13 protein-coding genes are annotated in these 15,950 nt (G+C 60.2%); 6 read left to right on the plus strand and 7 right to left on the minus strand.

All coding sequences use genetic code 11. The features are described from left to right. Positions 1-58: 58 nt before the first annotated feature. The 5 genes from ACW4E8_RS16785 to ACW4E8_RS16805 all read left to right on the plus strand — a co-directional run bounded on the left by ACW4E8_RS16785 (position 59) and on the right by ACW4E8_RS16805 (position 6,688). On the plus strand, positions 59-433 hold the full coding sequence (locus ACW4E8_RS16785) for a hypothetical protein (RefSeq protein WP_456805524.1): 375 nt from the start codon (positions 59-61) through the stop codon (positions 431-433). A gap of 1,128 nt (positions 434-1,561) precedes the next feature. After that, positions 1,562-2,569, plus strand: a complete 1,008-nt coding sequence (locus ACW4E8_RS16790) for a LacI family DNA-binding transcriptional regulator (protein WP_456805525.1) — start codon at positions 1,562-1,564, stop codon at positions 2,567-2,569. A 105-nt stretch (positions 2,570-2,674) separates the two neighbouring features. Beyond that, entirely contained in the window at positions 2,675-4,009 is a 1,335-nt protein-coding gene (locus ACW4E8_RS16795) for an FAD-dependent oxidoreductase (protein WP_456805526.1), read from the plus strand. Further along, a complete protein-coding gene (ilvD, locus tag ACW4E8_RS16800; protein WP_456805527.1) occupies positions 4,006-5,691 on the plus strand; it encodes a dihydroxy-acid dehydratase in 1,686 nt (561 codons plus the stop codon). Before ACW4E8_RS16795 ends, ilvD begins: the two co-directional genes overlap by 4 nt. A 22-nt stretch (positions 5,692-5,713) precedes the next feature. Further along, complete coding sequence (locus ACW4E8_RS16805) at positions 5,714-6,688, plus strand: Bug family tripartite tricarboxylate transporter substrate binding protein (RefSeq protein WP_456805528.1); 975 nt, start codon at positions 5,714-5,716, stop codon at positions 6,686-6,688. 422 nt (positions 6,689-7,110) lie between these two features. On the opposite strand, the gene ACW4E8_RS16810 is transcribed toward ACW4E8_RS16805, so the two are convergent. From ACW4E8_RS16810 to ACW4E8_RS16840, 7 genes are read right to left on the minus strand one after another with little or no spacing between them, the layout of a single operon-like run. Beyond that, positions 7,111-8,109: a tripartite tricarboxylate transporter substrate binding protein gene (locus tag ACW4E8_RS16810; RefSeq protein ID WP_456805529.1), complete on the minus strand. Its 999-nt coding sequence runs from the start codon at positions 8,107-8,109 to the stop codon at positions 7,111-7,113. Positions 8,110-8,168: 59 nt separating this feature from the next. Then, entirely contained in the window at positions 8,169-9,317 is a 1,149-nt protein-coding gene (locus ACW4E8_RS16815; protein ID WP_456805530.1) for a mandelate racemase/muconate lactonizing enzyme family protein, read from the minus strand. Between the two features lie 11 nt (positions 9,318-9,328). After that, on the minus strand, positions 9,329-10,327 hold the full coding sequence (locus ACW4E8_RS16820; protein WP_456805531.1) for a hydroxyacid dehydrogenase: 999 nt from the start codon (positions 10,325-10,327) through the stop codon (positions 9,329-9,331). Beyond that, entirely contained in the window at positions 10,324-11,400 is a 1,077-nt protein-coding gene (locus ACW4E8_RS16825; RefSeq protein WP_456805532.1) for a tartrate dehydrogenase, read from the minus strand. The genes ACW4E8_RS16820 and ACW4E8_RS16825 overlap by 4 nt, the downstream gene beginning before the upstream one ends. 21 nt (positions 11,401-11,421) lie before the next feature. Continuing rightward, a complete protein-coding gene (locus ACW4E8_RS16830) occupies positions 11,422-12,303 on the minus strand; it encodes an NAD(P)-dependent oxidoreductase (protein ID WP_456805533.1) in 882 nt (293 codons plus the stop codon). A 29-nt stretch (positions 12,304-12,332) separates the two neighbouring features. Beyond that, positions 12,333-13,793, minus strand: coding sequence for an NAD-dependent succinate-semialdehyde dehydrogenase (locus ACW4E8_RS16835; RefSeq protein ID WP_456805534.1), 1,461 nt, complete (start codon positions 13,791-13,793; stop codon positions 12,333-12,335). A 38-nt stretch (positions 13,794-13,831) separates the two neighbouring features. Next, positions 13,832-14,815 (minus strand): 2-hydroxyacid dehydrogenase, encoded by a 984-nt coding sequence (locus tag ACW4E8_RS16840; protein ID WP_456805535.1) that lies wholly within the window; start codon positions 14,813-14,815, stop codon positions 13,832-13,834. Between the two features lie 251 nt (positions 14,816-15,066). Here ACW4E8_RS16840 and ACW4E8_RS16845 point away from each other — a divergent pair, with 251 nt between their 5' ends. Next, positions 15,067-15,846 carry a FadR/GntR family transcriptional regulator gene (locus ACW4E8_RS16845; protein WP_456805663.1) on the plus strand — a complete coding sequence of 260 codons (780 nt, stop codon included), beginning with the start codon at positions 15,067-15,069 and terminating at the stop codon, positions 15,844-15,846. Positions 15,847-15,950 lie beyond the last annotated feature (104 nt).

Consider the following 15,950-nt stretch of genomic DNA (forward strand, 5'->3'; position numbering starts at 1 on the left):
GTTTCGGTGGCCCGCCGAGCCTGCTCTCCATATTCGGGGTATCGGTGAGCGCCCGGCCGTGGCGGAGCAGAAGACTCGTGTCCGGCATCGCATTGGCAGCGAAGACCGGTTGATCGACCGCCTTGGCGACATCCTGCGCGAGATGCGTGACTGGCGAGGTGCCACCGCACGGCAGGCACGGCATCTGTCCAGGCGTCACGGTATCGGCTACCAGGCCGCGCTGCTCGTCCTCTATCGCGAGGAGATGCGTTCAGCGTGCCCGAGGCGCATGGTGATCTGTCTTGCTGCGGCGGTGGAACTTGGCATTGACTTGAGCGGCTTCCCGGCTGGATGCAGCATCGAGGAGGCAGAGTTGTCGTCGGAACTTCGGGTCATGTATTGGGCGGCCTTACGGAGAGGCGCAGGGCGGAGATGGAGCCAATGGCTGGGTTGATGGCGCCGGACAAGTATGAGTACTGGGTAATGTCGGATGGGGGTCGGCTGAATCCGCAGTGGTAAGCGGCCGTAGGCATGGCAACCTGTGAGTAGCTGCTTCGCCTTTTCTGCCGTTGACGCACTGATTGCCGAATGACTGAAATGGCGATCAACTGGAGCGGAAGCGGGGGCGGATGACCGTTGGACTCGGATAGCTGCCTTCGTGTTAAGGAAGATTCGAACGGCGCAGAAGGGTTGAAAACGGCCCACCCTCATCACCGACTAGCACGCGCTTGCATCAGCGCACGGCAATCCAGGTAATTCCGTATTTATAGTCCAGCAAAAGCGTACGTAGTCCAGCTTCCGGTTTCCTACAACACTGTGAGGAACCAGAATTCGCTGGACTGCGTTTCCCGAAGAATCAATGACTTAACATCTAATTCCGTTGCCGCTTCGCGGTCTTGGGATCCGAAATAGCTGGACTGCCATGACGAGAAGCGCGAATTAGCCGGACTGCGGTGCGAGCGCCGTTTTGCGCACTTCTCGTTGCAAGGCTCATCACCCGGTTGCTCAGTGGCTCTTCCCGACCCGAAGCAGTCTTCAGCTTGGGGCGGTCGGATGACCGCTGCCGGGCCCTTCTCGGCCATCGGACTGATGGATCCTACGTGACGGGTTGCAAGCTGCGATTGGGGCATTGGCAACGGCAGAAAATGCCAGGGCGAGTGAGCCAGGTCGGATAGCTTCTCTGACTGCCTTTGCGAAGCTAGGAGTTGGCAGCACCAGATGTGCCGCCTTAGCATTCCGGAGGAATGTCAGCCTGGCGCCTGCAATGTCTCGCCACACCCTTAGCCTCTCGAGCCGCCCTGTGCGGACCTTCAAGCCGCTGCTGGGATGCAGCTTTGTGGGGCTGCCCCCCTATGCCGATTGCTTGGCATAGGCGGCTCCTCAACAAGCTATGCCCCGCACATGAAGTACTCAACGGCTCATCTCGGGCTGCGAGCAGAAGAACCTGAAACAAGCTCAACACAGCTACACGAGACGTCCGATAACGCTCGAGTTTGAGGTTGCTCAAGCTGCATTGCCAGCGCTGCTGCCCTCAACTTAAAATCCGGGGCATTAACACTAACGTGCGCAATTCGACCTCACCATGAGCAAGAGGCTTACCAGCATCGACATTGCCAACCTGGCAGGGGTTTCGCAAACCACCGTTTCCCGTGTACTCCAGGATTTGCCATCGGTGAAGCCGGAGACCAAGGCGCGCGTCTTGAAGGTCATACAAGACCACGAATATTCGCCGAGCGCAGCAGCACGACAGATGAAAACGCGGCGCAGCGGGACGGTTGCGGTCGTCATCGCGAGCCTGTCTAACCCGTTGTACCCACTGCTGCTCCAACTGCTAGTTGAGCGGCTCGCTAGCCGGGGCTTCCGCACAACGGTCTGGGAGCTCGAAGGAAAGATGGACGAGGCAACGGTGCGTGCACTTGCCGAAAGCGCAACCGATGGCGTCATCTTTGCCGCTGCACTGGATGAATCCAGGGAGATGCTGAGCCGGGTCGCGGCCGAGAAGCCGATCATCCTGATTAATCGCTCTGTCGGAACCGACTTGTTCGACACGATCGTGAGCGACAACTATGCCGGCGGCCGGCGGGTCGCAGATTATTTCGTGTCCGCGGGCAGAAAGTGCATTGGATTGATCTCCGCCGCGTCAAGCAAGAGTTCCAAGGCAAGCACGATTCGCGAACGCGAACGAGGCTTTATGGAAGGCCTTGGCGAGTTGACCCAGGGCAACACGTTTGTGCGGGCTGATGCCGCCGACTTTGGCTACGAGTTCGGCTTCCGGGCGATGCAGACACTAGTCACAGAACGCCCAGATGTTGATGCAGTGTTCTGCACAAATGACATCGTTGCGATCGGTGTCCTGGATGCTGCTCGACGCAGTGGCAAGCAAGTTCCGAGCGACATTTGGATCGTCGGCTATGACGATATTCCCATGGCGCGGTGGGAATGCATTAGCTTGAGCACAGTCCAGCAGCCCCTGCCCGCCATGGTCGAGCAGGTAGTAGATCGGCTCCAACGTCGCATGACTTCGCCGGATTTGGCGCCGCACACGTTTGTGCTTCCTAACGACCTCGTATTGCGACGCACAACATCTTGAGCTTGGAAGTTTCTCGATTCCGCATATAATGACTACGTAACCAAAATGGCAGGGAAGCGTGAGCCGTGTCAAGGAACCCGGCATCACGCATTTTTCGGAGACAAAATGACTACGTATTCATTGGGTGCAGTGTCCGAGCCAGCTCGGTCTACATCCGTGTTTCGCACCGCAGACGTCTGCGTCGTCGGAGGCGGACCTGCGGGGGTGGCCGCCGCGATTTCGGCGGCGCGGACGGGTGCCAAGGTACTGCTTCTGGAGCGCGAGGGCTTTCTAGGCGGCACCCTGACGTCGGTGAGCCTGGGCAGCATCTGCGGCCTCTACGCGGTCACCGATACAGACGTGCAGCAGATTGTGGGTGGCTTCTGCAACGAGGTCATCGATCGACTGCGGTCACTTGACGGTCTCGGTGAGCCGACCCGCTGGCTGGAGACGGCATCGTTGCCTTACGACTTGTTCGCCATGAAGATCGCTCTCGATCAGCTCGTCCAGGAAGCGAAGGTCGAGGTGTTGTTTCATGCGATGGTGGTTGGTGTCGCCATGAAGGGGCGCGAACTGGACGCCGTTCTGATCGAGACCAAGGAAGGGCGTCTCGCCCTCCGCGCAAAGTCGTTCGTAGACTGCTCTGGCGATGCCGACCTGGTGAACTTCGCAGGCGCGCCCTGCGAAATTTCGGAAGGCGATCTTCAGTTCCCTACCACCATGGTGCGGTTCGGCGGTGTAGACACCGACTCGCTGGCCCGCTTGAGCCGTCCGGCTCTTCGCGAAAGGCTTGAGCAGGCCGTCGCCGACGGTTACGAACTTCCGCGCACCGCGGGCGGTGTTTTTGCCGAACGCCCCGGGCTTGCGCATCTGAACATCACGAAAGTGGCGGTGGACGGAAAATCGCCGAATCCGTTCGACCTCAGTGTCATGTCACGGGCAGAGATTGCAGGGCGGGAACAAGTCTGCACGTACCTGAAGGCATTCCGAAAGTATGTGCCGGGATTCGAGTCTGCCTTCGTCATGGATACGGGCGCTGTAATCGGCATCCGAGAAAGTCGGCGCACCGTAGGCAGCTACGTCCTTACGGACAAGGATGCTCTCGAAGGAGCGCGCTTCTACGATGCCATCGCGTGCTGTGCCTGGCCAATGGAGGACCACGCTGCGGGTAGGGCCACCAAATGGATATGGTTGCCGCCCGGCACGTACTTCCAGATTCCCCTGCGTTCGCTTCTGCTGGAAGGTTTCGACAACCTGATGGTGGCTGGCCGGTGTGCATCGGCCACTCATGGCGCGCAGGCCTCGATCAGAGTGACCGCGCAATGCTTCGCCATGGGCGAAGCGGCTGGGCATACCGCTGCAACGGCCGTGGCACGCGGTATCAGCGTTCACCATGTGCCGGCCTCCGATATCCAGCAGGTGCTGGAAAACAATGGTGCCTTCCTTGGAGCCTTGCAATGAATTCCCCGAAATACCGTAGCAATTTCGCCCCGGGTACGACCCGTTGGGCACTGCGCAAGGCCCAATGGCAAGCCCTGGGACTGAGCGACTCCGACCTGGACAAGCCGAAGATTGCAGTGGTCAACACCTCGTCGGAGCTGTCGAGCTGCTTCAGTCACCTCGATGGCGTATCCGCCCACGTGAAGGCGGCAATCCGCGCAGCAGGGGGCGTACCTTTCGAGGTTCGAACTGCGGCACCAAGCGACTTCATCACTAGCGCGGGCAAGCAGGGCCGCTATATCCTCCCGTCGCGCGACCTGATCGTGAACGACATCGAAGTGCAGGTTGAGGGCGCACAACTCGACGGTATGGTTTGCCTGGCTTCCTGCGATAAAACAACGCCCGGACAAATGATGGCCGCTGCACGGCTAAACATTCCGACACTCGTGGTGATCTGCGGCTATCAGGCCAGCGGCCAGTACAAGGGCGAGCATGTGGACATCGAAGATGTCTTCGAGAAAGTCGGCATGCACGTGACTGGGCAACTCTCTTTTGAAGACCTGGACGGCATGTGTAAGCGTGCCGTGCGCAGCCCCGGTGTGTGCGCGGGTCTTGGGACTGCGAATTCCATGCACATCGTTTGCGAGGCATTGGGCCTGACGCTGCCAGGCGCCAGTCCCGTACTAGCCAACTCGCCTGCGATGGTCGACCAGGCCCGAGCAGCCGGCGCACGCATTGTCGAGATGGTCAATGAAGGTCTGACGCCCCGGAGCCTCCTGACGCCGGCGGCCTTCCGAAACGCTGTGCGCGTCGCGTTGGCGCTGTCGACGTCGATCAACGTACTTCGCCATTTACAAGGTGTTGCGGAAGAGGCTGGAACGGATGTGGATCTCTATGATCTGTTTGACCGGCTTGGACGCGAAGTGCCGCTGCTAGCGACCGTCAAGCCCAATGGTCCCCACCGCACGGAAGAGCTTGAAGCGGCAGGTGGCACCCTTGCGACGATTAAACGTCTAACGTCCATGATCGAGCAGGAGTGTTTGACGGTCTCGGGTAAGACTTGGAAGGCAATTCTCGACGAGTACGAGGCGCCATCGCCATCTATCCTGCGCACGTTGGAGAACCCAATCTCCACGAAGCCATCGCTGGTCATCCTGAAAGGATCGCTTGCACCCGAAGGTAGCATTCTCAAGCTCGGCAATGCCGGTGAGAAGGCGGAAAGCTTCCGTGGCAAAGCGATGGTGTTTCACTCTCAGGAAGAAGCTATCGCAGCGTTGGCGGATGGACGTATCACGGAGGGGACCGTAGCGTGCCTGCGTGGTATGGGGCCGATTGGCGGCCCGGGCGTGGCGTTGGCGTCGTCATTTGTTGCAGCCGTCGAAGGTGCGGGCTTCAACGGCAAGGTCGCCGTCGTGACAGATGGCCAGCTATCTGGATTAAACCGCGGTGTCGCAGTCGGTCAGGTTTGCCCCGAAGCCGCCGCGGGCGGCCCCTTGGCTCTCGTCAAGGATGGCGACGCGATCGAGATCGACATTCCCGGTCGGCAGATTAATCTGCTTGTCGACCAGAACGAGATGGTTTCGCGTCGCGTCGACGCAGCACCGATCCAGGGCGCTACGGAGCAAGGCTGGCTGAACATCTATAGCAAGACGGTGAAGCCGCTGGCGAGAGGAGCGGTACTGATTCCCATCCATCCTCGATAAACTAGAACTGAAGGAGACACTCATGAAAGCACTCATCAAAACTGCGTGGCGTGCGGTCATCGCTGCTTCAGCCCTGGCGTCAGGCATCGCCATGGCAGCCTACCCAGATAAGCCTGTGCGCATTGTCGTGCCATACCCGCCGGGGGGCGCTTCCGATACAACGGCACGTCTACTGAGCGAAAAGCTGAAGGAAGTCACCGGTGGGACATTCGTAGTCGAGAACCGGCCCGGCGCAAACGGGAATATCGCGGCTGAGATGGTGGCCAAGTCGCCGGCAGATGGCTATACGCTTCTGATGGCGAACGTCGGCCCGAATGCCATCAGCCAGTCGATCTACCCGCACCTCGGCTATGACGTCAACAAGAGCTTCGCCCCAATCGGGCAAACCACCACGGTGCCGATCGTCCTTGTGGCCGGGCCCAAGGTCAAAGCGACAGACATCAAGGGACTGGTAGCAGAAGTCAAGGTCAACCCGGGAAAGTACACATTTGCCTCGGCCGGCAATGGCTCCTCCAACCACCTGGTTGGCGAGCTGTTCAAGTCTGGGCTGAAGCTGGATATGATGCACGTGCCCTATAAGGGTGATGGCCCAGCAATGACCGATGTTATGGCTGGGCAGGTATCGATGATGTTCACTACGGCAGTTGCTGCACGTCCGTACGTGACGGGCGGCAAGCTCAAGCTCGTGGCCGTGGCGAGCAAGAAGCGCGTGCCGGCGTTTCCCAATGCACCAACAATCGATGAATCGGTGATCAAGGGATTCGATGCCTCGTCTTGGGGCGGTCTTGTCGCACCTGCCGGAACGTCGCCAGAAATCGTCAAGCAACTGAGCGCAGCACTGATGAAGGTACTTGCTATGCCAGAGGTGAAGGGCAAGTTGGCGACGCTCGGTGCAGAAGTGGTGGCAACAAAGCCTGAGGAGTTTGCAGGCTATATCAAGAGCGAAGCCGAAAAGTGGGGGGCTGTCGCGAAGTCGGCAAACGTTGTCGCCGAATAAGCCAGCTCGGAACGTGATCGGCCATTGAGACATCGCTTGTTCTTAATGGCCGCGCGCATTTGGCCCGTTGGCCCTGGACGGAACCTCCGCGAACTGTGCGGCAAGACGAAGCGGCAAGAAAAAGGCCCTGCAAACATAATTTTGCAGGGCCTTTTGCTTGGGTTCACGTTCGACTACTGGGTGGTCAAGGGATCTTTGGCGACTCTTCGGGTGAAGGCCTGCGCAGAGAGCGCCTTGGGCCGGCAGCTTGGGGGTAGGTAAAAATAGGCGACCGCGCGGCGTTGCATCTGCGCGCTGTCAACGTCCGGGATCGGTCGAGGAAAAACAAAAATCCCGCCGAAAATACGGCGGGATATTGAAGAGCATGTGCTTGCGGGTCAGAGCGTGTTCGCTGCCGTGCGGACACGCTCTAGACGCAGCAACTACTCCAGCCGAACGTTCGCATCGCGGACCACGCTTCCCCATTTCTGGATCTCCGCTTCCACGAGCGTGGCGAATTTGGTCGGGGAGCTACCCACAACCTCCACTCCTTGTTCTCGGAATCGCTTCACGATTTCAGGATCCGCCAATGCCTTCGCGATTTCCTGGTTGAGTTTCTGGACGACCTCCTTTGGCGTGCCAGCGGGTGCCTGAATGCCGAACCACACGTTGACCTCGTAGCCGGGCACCCCCGATTCAGCGATGGTCGGCACATTTGGCAACAGCGTGGATCGCTGCTGACCAGTGACGGCAACAGGCTTGAACTTGCCGGCCCTGATCTGGTTCATCACATTGGGCAAGTTGTCAAACAGCACGTCGATTTCACCGCCGAGTAGAGCAACAACTGCCGGTCCGCTGCCCTTATACGGGACGTGCGTCAGCTTTGTACCAGTCATCTTCTCGAAGAGTTCCATCGACAGATGATTGGAGGAGCCGGATCCAGTGGACCCATAGTTCAGCTTGCTGGGATTCTTCTTGGCAAAATCGACTATGTCCTTGATGGTCGCAAATCCAAGGTCGTTGCGCGCCACCAGCACGTTTTGGGTGCTAGCCGCCCAGATGACCGGCGAAAAATCCTTCGTCGCGTTGTAGGGAAGCTTCGTGCCATATAACGCGGGGAGTGCGGCGAACGGCAGGGGGGTAATTAGCAACGTGTAGCCATCGGGGGCGGCTTTCGCAACCATTGAATTGCCGATCAATGTGTTGCCGCCTGGTCGATTGTCAACGACTACCGGCTGCTTCCAGAGTTTAGTCAGCTTCTCACCGACGGTGCGGGCGAGGGAGTCGTTAAAGCCGCCGGGGGTATATGGCACGACGATTCGAATGGGCTTGTCCGGGTATGCATCGCTCGCAGCGCCAATGGCGCTACCAAAGGCAGTCGCGCCAGCGGCGCCCGCCAGCGAAGACAGAATCCATTTGCACGCGGTTCTTCTGCTAGGCATGTTTGTCTCCTTCACCATCTTTTATATGTGGTGGATCGGTGTCTGCAGAGCGTAGTTGCTCAGAACTTGACGACGTAACCGGGGCCGTCGATCAATGGATACTTCTTGAAGATTTCCTCATCGACTTCGACGCCCAGGCCCGGTGCTTCCGGCGGAACCACGCAACCATCGCTGCCGATTTCGAAGGTCTTGCCGAACATGTCCCGGAACGGATTGAAATGGGAAACGCAGGCTTCGAAGTAGCCGGCGTTCTCGGTTGCAGCGAGGAAATGCAGCGTCGCGGCATGATTGAGGCCCGTAGCGGAACTGTGGGCGTTGATGGGGATGCGGAACGCCGAGGCCATAGCGGCGATGCGCATGCCTTCCGTAATGCCGCCCGTCTTGGACAGGTCGGGTTGCCAGACCTGGACTGCCCCGGCTTCCAGCAGTTGCGCAAACTCGAATCGCATGAAGTGATTCTCGCCTGCTGCGATCGGTACGACAGGAGAAATCCGGGCTGCCTCACGATACGAGGCGAAATCGTTGCAGGCGAACGGCTCTTCGAGCCACCCCGCTTGAATTTCCGCCAGCACAGGCATAACGCGGCGCACGTCGGCCATCGTGTATGCCGTATTGGCATCGGTCAGGATGTCGATGTCATCGCCGACCACGCGGCGCACATGCCGTACGCGCTCGATATCCGCCTTGACCGAGTCGCCAATCCGCAGCTTGACGGCCTTGTAGCCCTGCTCGATATAGGACTGGGCCTCTTCGGTCAGGGACGCCGCCGGCTGGTATCCGAGCGCGATGCCGCCGGCATAGGCGGGAATGCGACGACGCGAGCCGCCAAGCAGCTTGTAGAGCGGCATGTTCGCCGCCTTGCCGCGAATGTCCCAGAGTGCCATGTCGATGCCCGAATGCGCTAGCGCGGCGCCGGCGCCAAGACCGTGGCTGGAGAACTGCATGCGGTGCACGCGCTGCCAGGTGCCGACAACGTCCGTGGCGTCCATGCCAACCAGCAGCGGCGACAGCGTTTTGTGGATAAGGCTGGTGATGGCGCCAGGACTGCGCCCGGGATGCGACTCGCCGTAGCCGACGATGCCCTCGGACGTTTCAACGCGGATGATGATCGCGTCACGCTTGAGCGTACTGCCCACGCCCATGGTGACCGTTTTGCCTTCCGGCAGACGATAGGACAAGGGGATTGCGGTAATGCGGGTGATCTTCATTTGGTTGTCTCCTAGTTGACGGCGTTGAATTCGGGGTTGACGATGTTGTGTGCTCGTTCGCCCCGCAGCAGGGCGAGCATCGTCTCGACGGCGGCCAGGCCCATGGCCATGGAGGCGTCTTGGGTCAGACCTGCGATATGCGGTGTCAAAAGGACGTTCTGCAGAGCTCGAAGCGGGCTGTCGTCTGGGAGCGGATGCTGTTCAAATACATCGAGTACGGCACCGCCTATGGTGCCGCTGCTCAAAGCATCGATCAGATCCGCCTGCTGGATGATCGGCCCCCGTGCCACGTTGACGAGTACAGTTGTCGGACGCGCATGAGCAAAAAGCGTCTTGTTCACCATGCCTCTTGTTGCAGGGATAAGAGGGCACGCGATTACGATGTAATCGCTGCGCGCGAACAACTCGGTGAGTTCCGCCGGGTCGACGTGTGGCGGGAGCTTCGATGGTGTCGACGTGTGGGCAAGCAGCTTCATGCCGAAGCCCGCGCCTGCGATCTCCGCGACGCGGCGGCCGATGGCACCGAAGCCAATAATCCCCAGTGTGGAGCCGCGAAGCTCCCTGGATTGCTCTCCTGCGATCATGCGGCGATTCCAGTCCCCGTTACGCACTGCATCGTCGAAATCTGCCAGCTTTCTGGTCATTGCGAGCATGGCAGAGACCGCATATTCAGCAACGGCGTTCGAGTTCGTGTCCGGCGTATTGGCGACTGGAATGCCGTGAGCCGTTGCGCGGTCTACCGGAATGAAGTCCACGCCAACGCCATGGCGAACGACGGCACGAAGACGATGCTCGCGCTCGAACAGGTCGCCAGGGAGCTGTCGCCGGACGATCAGACCGTCAACCTGCGCAATGCGATCTCGAAGGGCTTGATCACTTGCCTCGCCGATCAGTCCTGGAGGCAGTAACTCGACGTCAGCGTCAGCCGCCAGTCGAGCGTGCGCCTCGGGGGCGATGGGATCAGTCAGAAGTACAAGCGGGCGACTGGCTACCCTGGAGGCTTGTGTCATACGAGCACCGCCCTCGCGATCTCGGCGCCCATTTCCTGTGTACTGGCCCTTCCACCCAGGTCTGGCGTATGTACGCGAGCCGGATGCGTAAGGACAGCTTCGATGGCCTTCATGATCGCGGCTGCTGCCTCAGGCTGTCCGAGGTGTTCCAGCATCATTGCGCCCGACCAGATCTGACCGATAGGATTCGCAATGCCTTGTCCGGCAATGTCCGGGGCAGAGCCGTGCACCGGTTCAAACATCGACGGAAATTTCCCCTCAGGGTTGATGTTTGCGCTCGGCGCCACTGCAATCGTCCCCGTGATACCCGGGCCGAGATCGGAGAGGATGTCGCCGAACAGGTTCGATCCAACCACCACGTCGAAGCGCTCTGGGGACATCGCGAACCGCGCTGCCAGGATATCGATGTGGTACTGGTCGGTGCGGATGTCGGGGTAGTCCGCACCCACTGCGGAAAATCGCTCGTCCCAGAAGGGCATGGAGTGGAAGATGCCGTTGGACTTTGTTGCCGATGTAACGTGATTCCGCCCGAGCTTCCTCGCAAGATCAAACGCATAGCGCATGATTCGATCGGTCCCTCGACGAGTGAAGATGGCCTCCTGCGTGACGAATTCATGTTCCGTGCCGGCGAACATGCGTCCACCAACTTGAGAGTATTCGCCTTCGGTGTTCTCGCGCACGATCCAGAAGTCGATGTCGCCCGGCTCCTTGTTGGCGAGCGGGCAGGGAACACCGGGCAGAAGCCTGACCGGTCGCAGATTCACGTACTGGTCGAATTCGCGACGGATCGGGATGAGCAGATTCCACAGTGATACGTGGTCCGGCACTCCGGGGAAGCCGACTGCTCCGAGAAAGATGGCGTCAGAGTCACGTAGTCGCTCGATGCCGTCGGGCGGCATCATGCTTCCTTGGGCGTGGTAGCGGGCGCAACTCCAGTCATAGGTCGTGAAGGCGAGCTTGAAGCCGAACTTTGCGCTGGCGGCTTCCAAAACCCGAATGCCCTCGGGGACCACTTCGTTGCCAATGCCATCGCCAGGAATGACGGCAATCTTGTACTGCTGGTTTGTGATCATGGTGGCGGTTCCCGTGGACAGTCAGCGAACGGATGCCGGTTCGGCCAGCAGCGCGACAAGCTCCGGCACGGTGCCGTTGGACCGTTGGCCATAGGCGCCGGCATAGGTATCGCGGATCGCTGACGCGGTCGCGTGACTGGCGCCCACTTCACTCGCCATCGTGTCGTAGTAGGTCATGTCCTTCAGCGCGTTGGAGATGGTGAAGCGGAACCCGGAGCTGTCGCCCCGCTCGATGAAGGGACGCAGGCGTTCCAGGATGACACCGGCACCGCCGCCCTTGGCCAGCACGTCTACAAGGACCTCTGGGCTGACATCAGCGCGTGCCGCACAGGCGGCTGCCTCTGCCAGGACCGCGGAGAAACCTAGAGACACGAAGTTGTGCAGCAGCTTGAGTCGGTGTCCGGAGCCGACCGGCCCGGCGAACGTGATGTTCTCGGCGAAGCTCTGCAGCAGTGGCAGGCATTCTCGGTAGAGCGACTCGTCGCCGCCGACGATCAGGTTCAGTCGCCCCTCGGCGGCTTCTTTGGGCGTACGCGTCATTGGCGCGTCGATGAACCTGCCACCGGCCTTCTGCACGGCGGCAGCGATGCGCTCGGTCGAGGAGGGGATCGCCGTCGAACAATCGATGACTACAGTACCGGGCCGCAAGGCGCTGAGGAGGCCTTGGGCGCTGAAAAGCACATCCTCGACCTCGGGGGTGCCGGTGACGCAGAGAATGACGATGTCCGCTTGGCCGGCGAGTTGCGAGATAGCCGGTACCGTTTTTGCTCCCGCCTTCAGCAGCGCGTCGAGTGGCTGGTTACCGGGATGTTCGAGGACCACCAAGGGATAGCCATGCTTTGCAACATTCGTCGCGATGCCATGGCCCATCATGCCAATGCCAATCATGCCCACAGTTTTCATGTTTCTGTCTCCTGTTGTTGGCTTGTGGCTTAGCGCAATGCCAGGCCGCCAGCGCAGATGTACTTGACCTCGATGTAGTCTTCGATGCCGTATTTGGATCCCTCTCGGCCGACACCCGATTCCTTCACGCCGCCGAACGGTGCCACCTCGGTGGAGATCAGGCCCTCGTTCAGGCCCACGATGCCGCATTCGAGCGCTTCTGCCACGCGCCAGGAGCGGGCGTAGTTGGTGGTGTAGAAATAGGCAGCCAGTCCGAAGGGCGTGTCATTTGCCATTGCGATGCCTTCTTCCTCGGTCTTGAAGCGGATGAGGGGAGCCACCGGACCGAAAGTCTCCTCGTTCATGAGCTTCGCCTTCGGAGAAACGTCCGTGAGGATCGTCGGCTTGAAGAAGCGGCCGCCGAGGGCGTGGCCCTTGCCGCCCGTGAACACTTGAGCACCCAGAGAGACCGCGTCGTCGATATGTTCACGAACCTTCTCGATCGCCGCGTCGTCGATCAGCGGTCCGAGATCTACACCGGGCGCCATGCCATCGCCAACGACTTGAGCTTCCACTGCGATCCTGAGCTTCTCGGCGAACGCGTCGTAGACGCCGTCCTGGACGAAGATCCGGTTCGCGCAGACGCAGGTCTGCCCGGCATTACGAAACTTCGAGGCCATGACGCCAGCGACGGCAGCGTCGAGGTCCGCGTCGTCGAAGATGAGGAATGGTGCGTTTCCGCCCAGTTCCATAGAAACTTTCTTCACCGTACCGGCGCATTGCTCAAGGAGAGTCTTGCCAACATCGGTGGAACCCGTGAACGACAGCTTGCGCACGACGGGGCTCGATGTGAGCTCACCCCCCACAACGGAGGCGGAACCGGTGACCACATTCAGTACCCCATCAGGGATGCCTGCTTCCTTGGCCAGGGCGGCGAGCGCCAGCGCAGAGAAGGGCGTGGCAGAGGCTGGCTTGATCACGATCGTGCAGCCTGCAGCCAAAGCGGCGCCAGCCTTGCGCGTGATCATCGCATTGGGGAAATTCCATGGGGTGATGGCGGCGACGACGCCGACGGGCTGCTTGATGACGATGATGCGTCGGTCCGATGACGGCGCAGGAATCACGTCGCCATAGATTCGACGAGCTTCCTCCGAGAACCATTCAATAAAGCCAGACCCGTAGGCAATCTCGCCACGGGATTCTTTAAGCGGTTTGCCTTGCTCAAGCGTCAGGATCGTTGCCAGGTCCTCTTGGTTGGCCATGCAGAGATCGAACCATCGACGCAGCAGGCGGCTGCGTTCGCGCGAGCTGGTTGCGCGCCATGCCGGAAGGGCGCGGTCCGCGGCGGCGATGGCTGTCTGGACGTCGATGGCCGTCATGCGGGGCACAGTACCGAGCGGTTGCCCTGTTGCAGGATTTGTGACGGGCACCACTTCGCCGTCAGCAGCGTCTACCCATTGGCCGTTCACGTGGCACTGTTGGCGGAAGAGAGAAGCATTCTGGATCTGCATGAAAAGGAACTCCGGTCGTTTTGACTTGAAAGGGAGAATCAGGAAAGCAGGTTGGCAGGTCGCTCGCCGCGGCGTAGTGCCGCGATCCCGTCGATCAGAAGCCATCCCATGGCGTTGCGCGTTTCCTCTGTCGCGCTGCCGATATGCGGACTGAGAAAGACGTTGTCGAGCGCGCGGTAACGCGGATCGACGTTCGGCTCGTTGGCGAAGACATCGAGGCCAGCAGCAAAGACATGGCCGTTGTTCAGCGCTTCGATCAGCGCATCGTCGTCGACGATGTCGCCGCGGGAAATATTGGCGACGACAGCGCCAGGTGGCAGCGCGCGGATGTGCGTTTGATCGAGCGCCCCTTTGAGTTGTGGTGAACCCGGTGCCGCGACCAGCAGCATCTCGCTGTGTCGGCACAGGCTATCGAGGGTGGCGTGGTAGATGGCGCCCTCGGCGTCCTCTGGCCCGAGTTGGGATCGGTTGTGGTAGTGGATTTGCATGCCGAACGCGCGGGCACGCGTCGCGATGGCTCGGCCGATGCGCCCCATGCCGAATATGCCGAGCCGCTTGCCGACCAGGCCCTTGCCCAGCAGTTGAGTGGGCGCCCAACCGGGCCATTGGCCGCTGCGGACCATGCGATCCGCTTCATAACCCCGCCGCGCGGCATTGAGGAGGAGCATCAGCGCGACTTCGGCGCATGCATCGCTTAGGACGTCAGGCGTATGCATAACCTCGATGCCGAGTTCCCGAGCCGTGGCCAGGTCGATGTGGTCGTAACCCACCGAAAGCGTGGCCACCGTTTTGAGCGTTGGCGCCAGAGCGCGCAACACATTGCCGTCGATGCGTTCCGTCGCGGTCACGAGCAGAACGCTCGCGCCTTTCGCGCGCTCGATGATCGTGGGGGAATCCGTCAGTTCATCGCTTTCGTTCAGCTTTACGACGAAGCGCTCTTTCAGCGCGGCTTCGATCTCCGCAGGCATGCGTCTGCATACGTAAGCATTTTCAAGCGACTGATTGTGATCCTGGGCCGTCATTGATGCAGTCTCCTCGTTGGTTTGCGACAGCGTCGCACGAAGTCGTTGTGTTCTTATGATTTGTATTACAAATTCATATGATTAGTATGTCAAGCAAATTTGTTCGTGGTGCTATGATGTTGACTGGCGATGCCGCGGCTCCGACGCGCAGCCAAGCCAACGACATATGGAGCATTACCTTGCAGAGCACGACAGAAAATCTGGGAGAAGCAGAGCAGCAGCCGGTGGGGAAAAGCGGTTTTGAGCCTACATTGGCCGATCGCGTCACCGAACACCTCGCTGGGCAGATCCGTCGCGGCATGTACCCTGTAAATGCTCGCCTGCCGACGGAAAAGTTCATGACCGAGCAATACGGCGTGAGCCGCACCGTAATTCGCGAAGCCATTTCCCGCCTCAAGTCCGAGGGGCTGGTAGAAAGCCGGCAGGGGAGCGGTACGGTTGTGCTCAACCCTGCGACCGCAGAGGTATTCCGCCTTGGACGTGGCGGTTCTGACCCAGCCTTGGGTGTCGTGCGAATCCTGGAACTGCGCCGTGGGATTGAAGCGGAAATGGCCGCACTTGCTGCGGAGCGCCGTAGCGAAAGCCAAATGGACGACATCCGGAACACCTTGCGCGAGATCGACTCTGCAGTGCGCGCGGGCGGCGACGGCGTCGAAGAAGACCTGGCGTTCCATCTTGCGGTGTCCCGTGCCACTGGCAATCCCCATTACACCGAGCTACTCGGCATGCTGACGCGGGCGTTGAGAGATGCAATTCGTCTCACGCGCGGCAATGAAGCAAGGCGAAGTGATCTTGCTGCGCATGTCCGCAACGAGCATGCGGAGATCTGTGCCGCGATCGAAACCCAGGATCCGCAACGCGCCCGCCAGGCGGCCTTCCTTCACATGCGCAATACGGAGGAGCGGATTCTCACTGCTGAACGGGACTTCTGGACCGGCGATAGCCGAACTGCCGCGCAGAGACTTGCGGGCGCCGACCTTTCGACAGTGATACGGCGTGCAGCGGAAGGTGGCAGGACCGAAGCCGAATAGAAGCGGCTTTCGCTTCACGAACCAGATCGCTCCACTGGGGAGAGCCGGCAGGCATCGAGCAGTACTTTTTGGCTGATCGCCCGTAGTTTCCCCCTGCAAACCAT

The organism is Cupriavidus sp. CP313 (assembly GCF_054072015.1).

Coding starts and splice junctions, on each gene's coding strand:
- ACW4E8_RS16830 (WP_456805533.1), bottom strand. CDS start 12,303: ATGAAAACTGTGGGCATGATTGGCATTGGCATGATGGGCCATGGCATC.
- ACW4E8_RS16825 (WP_456805532.1), bottom strand. CDS start 11,400: ATGATCACAAACCAGCAGTACAAGATTGCCGTCATTCCTGGCGATGGC.
- ACW4E8_RS16810 (WP_456805529.1), bottom strand. CDS start 8,109: ATGCCTAGCAGAAGAACCGCGTGCAAATGGATTCTGTCTTCGCTGGCG.
- ilvD (WP_456805527.1), top strand. CDS start 4,006: ATGAATTCCCCGAAATACCGTAGCAATTTCGCCCCGGGTACGACCCGT.
- ACW4E8_RS16820 (WP_456805531.1), bottom strand. CDS start 10,327: ATGACACAAGCCTCCAGGGTAGCCAGTCGCCCGCTTGTACTTCTGACT.
- ACW4E8_RS16805 (WP_456805528.1), top strand. CDS start 5,714: ATGAAAGCACTCATCAAAACTGCGTGGCGTGCGGTCATCGCTGCTTCA.
- ACW4E8_RS16795 (WP_456805526.1), top strand. CDS start 2,675: ATGACTACGTATTCATTGGGTGCAGTGTCCGAGCCAGCTCGGTCTACA.
- ACW4E8_RS16790 (WP_456805525.1), top strand. CDS start 1,562: ATGAGCAAGAGGCTTACCAGCATCGACATTGCCAACCTGGCAGGGGTT.
- ACW4E8_RS16840 (WP_456805535.1), bottom strand. CDS start 14,815: ATGACGGCCCAGGATCACAATCAGTCGCTTGAAAATGCTTACGTATGC.
- ACW4E8_RS16835 (WP_456805534.1), bottom strand. CDS start 13,793: ATGCAGATCCAGAATGCTTCTCTCTTCCGCCAACAGTGCCACGTGAAC.
- ACW4E8_RS16815 (WP_456805530.1), bottom strand. CDS start 9,317: ATGAAGATCACCCGCATTACCGCAATCCCCTTGTCCTATCGTCTGCCG.